At 71.7% G+C, this 10,452-nt stretch carries 5 protein-coding genes; 4 read left to right on the top strand and 1 reads right to left on the bottom strand.

The features are described 5' to 3' along the window. The first annotated feature begins 37 nt into the window (after positions 1 to 37). From HUW62_RS42305 to HUW62_RS42290, 4 genes are all read left to right on the top strand, one after another. Positions 38 to 1,909 carry an OPT family oligopeptide transporter gene (locus HUW62_RS42305; RefSeq protein ID WP_176437662.1) on the top strand — a complete coding sequence of 624 codons (1,872 nt, stop codon included), beginning with the start codon at positions 38 to 40 and terminating at the stop codon, positions 1,907 to 1,909. Positions 1,910 to 1,924: 15 nt separating this feature from the next. Further along, the gene (locus tag HUW62_RS42300; protein WP_176437661.1) at positions 1,925 to 5,803 is read left to right on the top strand and encodes a serine/threonine-protein kinase; all 3,879 of its coding nucleotides are present in this window, start codon (positions 1,925 to 1,927) and stop codon (positions 5,801 to 5,803) included. 168 nt (positions 5,804 to 5,971) lie between these two features. After that, positions 5,972 to 7,495 carry a hypothetical protein gene (locus HUW62_RS42295; protein WP_176437660.1) on the top strand — a complete coding sequence of 508 codons (1,524 nt, stop codon included), beginning with the start codon at positions 5,972 to 5,974 and terminating at the stop codon, positions 7,493 to 7,495. A 3-nt stretch (positions 7,496 to 7,498) separates the two neighbouring features. Continuing rightward, the gene (locus HUW62_RS42290; protein ID WP_176437659.1) at positions 7,499 to 8,887 is read left to right on the top strand and encodes a serine/threonine-protein kinase; all 1,389 of its coding nucleotides are present in this window, start codon (positions 7,499 to 7,501) and stop codon (positions 8,885 to 8,887) included. 3 nt (positions 8,888 to 8,890) lie between these two features. On the opposite strand, the gene HUW62_RS42285 is transcribed toward HUW62_RS42290, so the two are convergent. Then, positions 8,891 to 10,312, bottom strand: a complete 1,422-nt coding sequence (locus HUW62_RS42285) for a sigma 54-interacting transcriptional regulator (protein WP_176437658.1) — start codon at positions 10,310 to 10,312, stop codon at positions 8,891 to 8,893. Positions 10,313 to 10,452 lie beyond the last annotated feature (140 nt).

Genomic DNA, 10,452 nt, shown 5'->3' with positions numbered 1-10,452 from the left:
GTGCTGGAGGGGGCGGGATGAAAAGATGGGGTGGCCCATGGCCTTTCCCTCACCGCATGACTTGCCCGCCGAGGAGGCGCCGCCGCTGGCGCCATCCGCTGCGTCCCTGTCGCTGCTGAGCATTCCGGGAGACACACCCGAGGCCACGGATACCTATTGGCTGACCCACGTCTACCAGGGGGACCGACTCCCGCAGTTCACCCTCCGCTCGGTGCTGCTGGGCGCGGGCATCGGCGTCATCACCTGCGCCACCAATCTCTACATGGGCCTCAAGACGGGGCTCGCCTTCGGCGTCGCCGTCACCGCCGCGTTGCTCGCCCATACCTCGCATGGACTCCTGCGTCGGCTCACTCCAGGACTCGCCGGCGCGCCCCTGTCTCCACTGGAGACCTGCAATGCACAGGCGGTCGCCTCTGCCGCGGGCTATGCCACGGGCGGCGCGCTCGTCTCCGTGCAAGGCGCCTGGCTGATTGTCACCGGCCAGCATCCCTCCGGGCCGACGCTCCTCGCATGGACCTTCTTCCTCTCCGCGCTCGGAGTCCTCTTTGCGGTTCCCTTCAAGCGACAGCTCGTGGACCGCGAGCAGCTTCCCTTCGCCTCCGGCGCCGCCGCCGCCACCACCATTCGCACGCTGCACTCGACGGGGGCTGAAGCCGCGCCTCGGGTGCGGCTGCTGGGATTGGGAACCCTGTTGTCCGGGCTCATCACCGCGGCCCGTGACGGGTGGGGACGGCTTCCCGCATCGATTCCCTTCCCGGGCTCGTGGGGGGGCGTACCCCTGGAGCGGCTGGGCTTCGGCCTGGACATGAGCCTGTTGTCCGTGGGCGCGGGGGCGCTGCTCGGGCCGCGCATCACGACGTCGCTGATGCTGGGAGCGCTCATCATCCACGGGCTCGTGGCTCCTCGCGTGTTCGGCTCCGGCCTTGTCTCCGTGGAGAAGGGGGACTTCTTCGAGTGGTGCCTGTGGCCTGGCGCGGCCATGCTCGTCACGGCGTCGTTGCTCCAGTTCCTGCTCGAAGCTCGCATCCTGCGACGCGCCTGGTGGGGGATGTTCTCCCGTCGCGCCTCGCCGCCGCATCCCGTGGATGCCTTGCAGGTGCCGCGCACCTGGCTCCTCGCGGGCCTCGTCGTGGTGGTGCCTGCGACCCTGGTCGTCGCGAATCGCGGCTTCGGGGTTCCCCTCGCGCACGCGGCGCTCGCCATCGCGATGTCCTTCGTCCTGTGTCTCATCTCGTGTCGTGTCACGGGCGAGACGGATGCCACTCCCGTGGGCGCGCTCAGCCAGGTGACGCAAATCACCTATGGCGTCCTGCTGCCCCACCAGGTGAATGCCAACCTCGCCACCGCGGGCATCACCGTCAACTCGGCCTCGTCGTCGGCGGACCTGCTCACCGACCTGAAGACGGGACACCTGCTGGGTGCGAATCCCCGCCGGCTGTTCCTCGCGCAGTTGATCGGCTCGGGGGTGGGCGCGCTCGCGGTGGTGCCGCTGTTCTTCCTGCTCGTGCCGGACCGCGAGGCACTGGGGGGCGAGCGCCTCCCCGCGCCCGCCGCCTTCGTCACCGCGAGCGTCGCGCGTGTCTTGTCGTCGGGGCTGGGCACGCTGGCACCCGCGACTCGCGCCGCCGTGGGTTGGGCCGCGCTCGCAGCCGTGGTCCTCGTCCTCGCGGAGCGGCTGCTCCCTCCTCGTGCGCGACGGTGGGTTCCCTCGCCGCTGGGCATGGGGCTGGCGTGCCTGCTCGCACCTTCCTCCTCGCTGAGTCTGTTTCTCGGCGGGCTTGTCGCCGCGCTGGTGGGATACGTGAAATCCACGACAGCGGAGGGCCGCATGGTGACGTTGGCCGCGGGAGTCATCGCGGGCGAAGGGCTGGTGGGCGTCGGCATCGTCCTGGTTCAGGCGCTCTGGTAGCGTCACGTTCCACCGATGCGCTGTCCGAACTGCCACCGCCGCCTTTCGCCGGGCGCGGCCTGTCCCGTGCACGGTTCGCGAGCCCCTGGCGGTCCTTCCAGCGAAGGCCTGTCACTCGCGGACGTTCCTGGCGTGCGCGTCGCCGCGCCGCTGGGCAGCGGAGGCTTCTCGCAGGTCTTCACCGCGTATCGGGACTCGGACGGGCGCGAGGTGGCCCTGAAGCTGGGACATGGGCCGCATCAAGAGCGCTTCGCGCGCGAGGCCACCGCGCTTCGCCGCGTGGGGCCTCCCACCGTGCCGGAGCTGCTCGAGCATGGCGTGGTGCGCGGACGTCCCTTCCTGGTGATGGAGCACCTGCACGGGCAGACGCTCGCCGCGTGGATGGCGGCGCTGCCTGGCGCGGGCGCGGCGTCGCTGCCCCACGTCCGGGAGATGCTCCGAGGCCTGTGCGCGGCGCTGGAGCGGACGCATTCGGTGGGCGTCGCGCATCGCGACCTCAAGCCGGAGAATGTCTTCTTGCGCGAGGGAGGCACGCTCAGCCTCCTCGACCTGGGCCTCGCGCGTTTCTATGACGTCGAGGGGGATGACGCAGAGGACGACCTGCCTCCAGGCGTGACGCCCGCGGGGCAGCGGTTGGGCACGCCGCTCTACATGTCTCCGGAGCAATGTCTCGACGCCCGGCTCGCCAGCACGTCGGCCGACATCTACTCGCTCGGCGTCCTCCTCTTCGAGTTGCTCACCGGCGCGCCGCCCTTCGTCGGGAGTCCCGAGCAGATCCGCCACGGCCACGTCAGCCTGCGGCCGCCCCGGGTCTCCGAGCGTTTCGCGGTGCCGCCCGCGCTCGATGAGGTGCTCCGCACCTGTCTGGCCAAGGCCCCCACGGAGCGCTTCGCCCGCGCACCCGACGTGCTCGCCGCCTTCGATGCCGCGTGCCACGTCGCCGTCTCCACGAGCATCGTCCCGCCCGTCGACGTCCCCAGCGTCGCGGCGACTCCTCTCACGAGCTCGGGTCCGCGACATGTTGCCCTGCTGGGGCTCCAGTCCTCGCTGTCCGTCGACGCGGTGCTGGCCGCCATCGAGCCCCAAGGAGGCGTCGTCGCGCGCGTGAGGCGCGGCGGCTATGTCCTCGCCTTCGCCGAGTCGCTCACCGCCGAGGCGAACGTTCGCGCGGGTGCGCTCTCCGCGCGCCGACTGGTGGAAGCGGGGGAGTCCTCGGCCGTCCTCCACCTCGCGGAGCTGCATGTCTTCGCGGGGACGTCCACGCTGCGCCTCGCGGGCCCCGCTCTCGATGCGCCGGGCGACTGGTGGCCCGTGGAGTGGGTGCCAGGCGAGACGCGGGTCACCGCCTCCGCGGCGGCGCGACTGGAGCCCGGTGCCACCGAGGCCGTGAGTGCCCCCGCGCCGCCCGTCGCTTCACTGTCCACGGGTGGACGACTCCGGCTGTTGGACCGGGGCATGTCCAGCTCCGTGTCGGAGCCGCCTCCGCTGGTGGGGCGCGAGTCGCTGGTCGACCTGCTGGAGCACGAGGCCACGCGCTGTCTCGCGCAGGGCGTGCCCGGCTTCTCGGTCCTCACCGGTGACGTGGGTCAGGGCAAGTCGCGAGTCATCGAGGCGCTCGCGATGCGACTGGAGGCCGCGGGGCGTGCCCAGGTCTTCCGCCTGCGCGCGGCGGCTCCGGATGTCTCCGCGCCGGAGGCCCTGCTGGACGCGCTGCGAGCCTCCGTCGGCGAGGGCGCGTCGCCGCTCCCCGAGATTCCGCGCTCCGGGCCCATTCCCCTCGCCGACGCGCGCCACGCCGCCGCGCGGTGGCTCGCGGAGGCGCTCCGACATCGCGCGCGGGAGACGCCTCGCGTGCTGTTGCTGGACGACGCCCACCTGGCCGACCCCACCAGCCTGGACGCGCTGGAGGTGGCCACGCTGGCGGGCGCGCGCGCTCCGCTATGGGTCTGCGTGGTGGCGCGTCCCGCGCTCTTGGGCTTGCGTCCCCACCTGGGCGAGCGCAGCGAACACGCGTCGCGACACGTCCTTCCTCCACTGCCTCCCGACGCGAGCCGCGCGCTGCTTCAGCACCTGCTTCGTCCCGCCGAGCACATCCCCGAGCCCGTGTTGGCGCGTCTGGAGCAACTGGCCCAGGGCGTGCCCCTGTCGCTGGTGGAGCTGGCCGTGGCGCTGCGGACCGCCGGCGCGCTGCGCGCCTCGCCCGGCGGAGGTTGGTACATCGCCCCGGATGTGCTGCTGGACGTCTCGGTGACGCCTCTCTTCCAGCGGCTCGCCACGCGCGTGCTCGCGGGACTGCCCGATGCCCACGGCGTGCTGGCGCGCCTGTGCGCGGTGCTGGGCTCCGAGCTGGATGTCGCTCGCGTGGACGCGGCCCTGCGACACCTGGAGCCTCGCGAGGAGTTGGTCGGCGTGGCCACCGCGCTGGACGCGGGCGCCGGGCTGCAGCGACTGGTGCGCGCGGGCCTGCTGCGCCCCATGGGCCTGGGCCGCTTCGCCTTCCGCCATCCGTTGCTGCGCGAGGCGCTCGAGGCGCTCCTCCCTCCCGCGACGCGCCGCACGCTGCATGCCGCCGCGCGTCTGGCCACTCCAGGCACGTCACCCGCCGAGCGCCGCCGTCGCGCCCACCATGCCGCCGCTTGTGGCGCGCACGAGGAGGCCGCCATCGCCTTCTTCGTGCTGGCCGAGGAGGCACGCCGCGCCCATCAATCCGTGGAAGCGGAGCAGCACTACACCCGCGCGCTCTCGCTGCTGCCGGAGGAGGACAGCGCGCGACGGGCGCTCGCGCTGGCGGGCCGCGGACGCGTGCGTCACCGGCTCCAGCGCTTCCATGAAGGCATTGGAGACCTGACCGCCGCGCGCGCCCTGGCCGAAGGCCGTGGCGACAAGTCCCTGCCCGTGGACCTGCTGCTGGAGGAGGCCACCGCGCGCGATTGGATGGAGGACGTGGACGGCTCGACGGCGTGCGCGCGCGAGGCGTTGGAGCGAATCGAGCGGCTTGACGACCCGCGCCTGTCGCTGCGCTGCTCGCTGGCTCGGGGGCGGCTGCACGTGCGCCAGGGAGAGTGGGGCTCGGCGGCGCGCATCCTCGCCTCCGTCGTCGAGGGCGCTGAAGGGGCTCGCGAGCACGAGACGCTGGTGGTGGCCCTGGCGATGCTGGGCTCCGCGTTGACCTTCCTTCAGCGCACGGAGGAGGCCTCCGCTCGCTTCGAGGAGGCCGTGAGTCGCTGCGAGGCCGCTGGCGACTCGCTGCACCTGGCCGCCACCCTCATCAATCGCGTGCTGCTGTGGCTGGGGCAGGGGGACGTGGCGCGGATGGAGGAAGACCTGCGTCGCGCCATGGGACTGGGGCGCGAGCTGGGCCATGCCCAGGTGGAGCGCTGGTCCACCTTCAACCTCGCGGAGGTGCTCTACATGCAGGGGCGGCTGGAAGAGGCGCTGCCCCTGGCGCGTCGCGCGCACGAGCTGGGAGTGCGCTTCTTCCTGGATCATCCGGTGCCCCTGGATGCCTTGCTGCTCGCGCGCATCGGCGCCGCGCTCGGAGATTTGGACGAAGCGTCCCGGCAGCTTCGCTGGATTGAGTCCCACTGCCCCCCGGCCTCCCTGCCTCCCACCGCCGTCATGCGCCGGCTCGTGGAGCTCCAGGTGCGCGAGGCCAAGGCCGGTGCGGGCGAGCACGAGGCCAAGGCCTGGCACGCCCTGGAAGCCGAGGCGCGGGAGCTGGCCTCCCCCGACGAGAAGGCGGAGCTGCTGCTCCAGGCCGCGCACTCGGCCTTCGCCGCCCGCAGGTTGGCCGAGGGGCTCGCCTGGCTGGCCCAGGCGGAGAGCGCCGTGTCGGCCGCTCCCCTATGGCGCCCCCGCCTGACGGTCCTCCAGGACGTGGCGCGGCGGGTGTAGCGCGTGGCGCTACAAAAACGCTCCGCCGTGTGACTCTCCCCGCCACAGCGGACGACCCGTCAGGGCGGGCTCTCAGGGCGGCAAGGTGACCGGCGGCGGGCTGGCCTGGGGCGTGCTTCTGTGAGGGGGTATTTCGCTGATTGCGTGTTGTTCACTGGAGGAGCGTCCATGGGTGTCACTGTCCGTCGCCCCCCGTCGGGAATCGTGTCCGTGCTGTTCGTGGTCCTGGCCGGCTGTGTTGGGGGCGAAGGTGTGCCCTCCAGCCTTCCGGAGGCCGAGGTGGGCGAGAGCCAGGCGGAGATTCGCATCGCCAACTCCCTGTCCACGGACGCGCTCGTCCTCAACGCCATTGGCACCAACCCCGTGGCGAACGGGTTGTTGGCGACGTCGAGGCTGACGGCCCTCTTCAGCGCGGCGGGTGGAGACCCGCGCATCCTCAAGCAACTGCATGACCCCGACGCGCAGAAGTTCATGGAGTACCTGGTGAGCTGTGCGCTGGGGCCCAACCAGGTGCTCTGGTACTACAACCCGCGAGGTCCTACTCCCGGCCCCCGAGTCTGGGGTGGCAAGGCGGGACTGTGCACGAGCTGGCTCAACTCGGCGCCCTCGGAGGCGTGCCTCAACCGCGTCTCGGGGTGTCTCCTGTCGCGCAACAACGCGCTGGGCCGTCGCGTGGAGCTGTCCATCCGCGGCGAGGTGCCGGGCGACGCGAGCATCTTCTACCTGGAGCCCGTGACGAAGCCCGCCGAGTACGAGCCGAGCACGGCCAGCAAGCTCGTCAGCTTCGGCCCCTGTTCCGAGCAGACCACCGGCGCGCAGCGCGACTGTGGATGGACGGCCGATGGCATCGGCACCTGTGTTCCCGGCACTCCGGTGTCGGTGGGGGCGGGCGGCGCCGCTTCGTGCCCCGGTCCCTCGGTGGGGTCCAGCTCGGGTGCGCAGATGGTGCTGCGCGTCTGCTCGGGCGTCGTCGGCTGCGATTCGAGCGGTTCCACCAACCTGGGCGAGGGTGACGGAAGCTGCTCTGGCTCGGACCCCATCGTCTCCTTCACGTGCCCGGCAGGGGGCTACTACAGCGTGATGACCGCGGCGTGGGACTCCGACGAGGTCGGGGTGGCGACCGTGGCGGTGTTGGACACCTTGAGGTCGAGGTACGCGCTGTCGGAGAAGCAGGTCTTCGCGGTTCGCGAGGGCGCCTTCTACGGCAACATCTTCGAACCGGAGGCGCTGGCCACCAAGGTGTACGTGGAGGAGATCCGCGGGGGAAATGGTGAGCCCTCTCGCTTCGTCGTGAAGGGCGACGACGCCGTCATCAAGGGCGCCATCTACCGGAAGATGTACTCCTGTTATGACCCGTCCTGGGGCAACGGCTCGGCCTACTCCACGTACCGCGTCTGCGCGCTGCCTGGCTCCGGCGCCAACTGCGCGGCCACCGTGGCGGGGCCGTGCTGGGACACCGCGAACGAGGCGGGCAAGTGCGCCGTGGACGACGGCCCCATGGTGCGCGGCGATGGTGACTACGAGGAGTGCGAGGACATCCATGGCCTGCTCTGGACGGAGCCCGTGACGACGTTCCTGCATGACCCCTGCGGTCCGGTGAGCTCGCGGACCCGGGCCAAGAAGGACGGGATGGCCGCGCAGAGCCCGGACGGGCTGTGCACTCGCACGATTCGACCGGGCAAGGAGCGCTAGTCGATGACGACGGGAGGCGTGGAGTCGCTCTATGGCGAGGAGCTGCGGCCAGGAGCCCTGGTGGGCCGTTGGGTGGTGGAGCGTGTCCACTACCGCGGCCCCGTCTCCACCCTCTACCGTGCTCGTGACGTCGGAGGCGGAGGCGCCTCCGCGCTGAAGGTCCTCCAGTCGTCGGCGTTGACGACGGACACCGCGCTGCGCCGCTTCCGGCGTGAGGCGGCCACGCTCCAGCGGCTGAGTCATCCACACATCGTCGGCGTGCACGACTACGGCGAGCTCCCGGATGGCAGGCCCTTCATCGCCATGGAGTGGCTGGAGGGCAGGGACCTGGCCGCGGAACTGGCGGCGCGGGGCCCGCTGTCCTCACGCGAGGCGCTGGAGGTGCTGGAGCAGGTGGGCGCCGCGCTGCGGGTGGCCCATGCCGCGGGCGTGGTGCACCGGGACTTGAAGGCGCAGAACGTGATGAAGCTGTCCGGGAGCAGCGAGGCCCTCCTGGTGAAGCTGGTGGACTTCGGCGTGGCGAAGGGACTGACGCCGGACTCGCCGGGCGCCTCGTCACTCACCCATACCGGCGTCGCGCTGGGCACTCCACTGTCCATGGCGCCGGAGCAGATTCGAGGCGAGGCGCCCGATGCCCGCACCGACCTGTACGCGCTGGGTGTGCTGCTGTTCCAGCTCGTCACCGGACAGCCTCCCTTCCAGGGCGCCACGCGGCACGAAGTAGAAGAGCAGCACCTGCACGCGCCGCCGCCCCGGCCCGGTGAGCGAGCCCCCGTGCCCGCGGCGCTGGATGACGTGGTGCTGCGCTGCCTCGCCAAGAATCGCGAGGACCGCTACCCGGACGTCGTCGTGCTGCTGGAGGACCTTCGTCGCGCGGTGGGGGGCGTGAAGCCGCGCGAGGCCCAGGGCCACGCGGTGGCGCTCTACGCGGAGGCGCGGCTGTCGGGTGCCGCCGATGCGTCGCTCCTGGAGCGCATGGATGGCCTGCTGGAGCGGACCGGCGCGGTGGCTCGGGAGGCGGGGCTGGAGGTGCGGCTGGAGGGGAGCGGCTGCCTCATGGCGCTGGCGCTCCTTCCCGACGACGCCGTCTCCGAGCGCGCGGTGCGCGAGCGGGTGCTGGCCGCGGCGCTGTCACTGCTGGAGGGCGCTCGTGACGCGGCGGATGGGCCCGTGGAGCTGGCCATCACCGTGCACGTGGACCGGCTGCCCGCCTCCGAGGGACGGGCGAGCGCCGGGGGCAGCCTGCTGCACCTTCCCGGCTGGGTGGCGGACTCCCTGGACACGGGGCTGGTGGCCACCGCGGCCGCGCTGAGGGGTTTGGAGTCGGGCTTTCACGCCGCGCCGTTGCCGGGCGGCGGAGCCATCTGGTCCCGCGTCACCGGTCGACGCTGACCTTCACGGCTTGATGCCGTGGCGGCGCAGCAGTCGGTAGAGGTGGACGCGGTCCATGCCCGCGGTGACGGCGGCCTGGGCCACCTTGCCCTGGTGCTTCTCCAGCAGCGCGCGCAGGTAGCGCCGCTCGAAGTCGTCCACCGCGCGGCGGCGCTGGTCCGCGTAGGGGAGGCTGGGGTCCACCTCCATGGGGTTGCCCGAGCGAGACTCGTCCTCGGTCAGCTCCACGGCCTCCTCGAAGACGAGGCACCGCTCCAGGTAGTTGCGCAGCTCGCGCACGTTGCCCGGCCACGCCGCGTAGCGCAGGCGCGCCAGGAAGTCCGGCGTGCGCAAGGACGCGGTGCGCTCCCGCTCCGCGCCCAGCGAGCCGAGGATGCCCTCCACCAACAGGGGCAGGTCCTCCGGACGCTGGCGCAGCGGGGGCAGGGGAATGCGCAGCACCGCGAGCCGGAAGAAGAGGTCCGAGCGGAATCGCCCCGCGTTGACCTCCGCGCGCAAGTCACGGTGCGTGGCCGCCATCAGCCGCACGTCCACCGGCTGGTACGTGTTGCTGCCGACGCGGCGAATCTCGCGGTTCTCCAGCACGCGCAAGAGCTTGGGCTGCAGCTCCGCGGGCAGCTCGCCAATCTCGTCGAGGAAGACGGTGCCGCCAATGGCCTCCTCGAAGACGCCGGCGCGACGCTGGACGGCGCCGGTGAAGGCGCCCTTCTCGTGGCCGAACAGCTCGCTCTCCAACAGGTGCGCGGGGATGGCGCCGCAGTCCACGACGAGGAAGGGCCCGTCCTTGCGGCGGCCCGCGTCGTGGATGGCCTGCGCCGCCTGGCTCTTGCCCGTGCCCGTCTCGCCCTCCAGCAGCACGGTGACGTCGCGAGAGGCCGCGCGCTCCATCATCGCGAAGCACACGCGCATGGCCACCGAGGCACCCACCAGCGTGCCGAAGCGCGTGCTCTCCGACACGGGCAGCCGGTTGTTCTCCGCGCTGAAGTCGAAGCGCAGCACCACGCGGCCCAACCGCAAGAGCGAGCCGCTGCGCAGCACGCCCTCCATCACCTGGACTCCATCCAGGATGACGCCGTTGAGGCTGTCCAAGTCCCTCACCTGAGGTCCCTTGGCGCCGATTCGAATCTCGCAGTGGAAGCGGGACACGGTGGAGTCATCCACCGCGAAGTCGTTGAGCGGATGCGAGCCCACCGAGCAGGTGTCCGCCGTGGACTCCCACGTGCTGCCGGAGTTGGTGCCCTCCACCACCGTCAGGCGGAAGCGGCGCACGGTGGAGGCGTCATACGCGCGGCGGCCCTGCTCATAGGGCAGCGTCACGTGCAGCGCTTCGTCTCCTGAGTTCCGGGCGTCGACCTTCCAGAGCGAATCGTTCTGCACGTCTGGAGGCAAGGGGGTGGTGTTGCGGGCCCGGTCGGAAGCAGACATGAGCCTCAAGATACCATGGCCGCGCGACACGACGTTCCGCTCATCCATCTCCGCCTGCCCGCCAGGCATGCGGGAAAAGCCGCCGCGGAGGCCCGGCCTGGAAGTTGACCGGCCGGGCCCCGCGTCCCCCCACTCCGTCC

It is taken from the genome of Myxococcus sp. AM011 (assembly GCF_013372595.1).
Lineage (GTDB): Bacteria > Myxococcota > Myxococcia > Myxococcales > Myxococcaceae > Myxococcus > Myxococcus eversor.
This window is presented reverse-complemented; position numbering and strand designations above follow the sequence as displayed.

Bases quoted from the DNA above. Each gene is read 5' to 3' on its own strand.
- HUW62_RS42305 (WP_176437662.1), top strand. From the start codon at position 38: ATGGCCTTTCCCTCACCGCATGACTTGCCCGCCGAGGAGGCGCCGCCG.
- HUW62_RS42300 (WP_176437661.1), top strand. From the start codon at position 1,925: ATGCGCTGTCCGAACTGCCACCGCCGCCTTTCGCCGGGCGCGGCCTGT.
- HUW62_RS42295 (WP_176437660.1), top strand. From the start codon at position 5,972: ATGGGTGTCACTGTCCGTCGCCCCCCGTCGGGAATCGTGTCCGTGCTG.
- HUW62_RS42290 (WP_176437659.1), top strand. From the start codon at position 7,499: ATGACGACGGGAGGCGTGGAGTCGCTCTATGGCGAGGAGCTGCGGCCA.
- HUW62_RS42285 (WP_176437658.1), bottom strand. From the start codon at position 10,312: ATGTCTGCTTCCGACCGGGCCCGCAACACCACCCCCTTGCCTCCAGAC.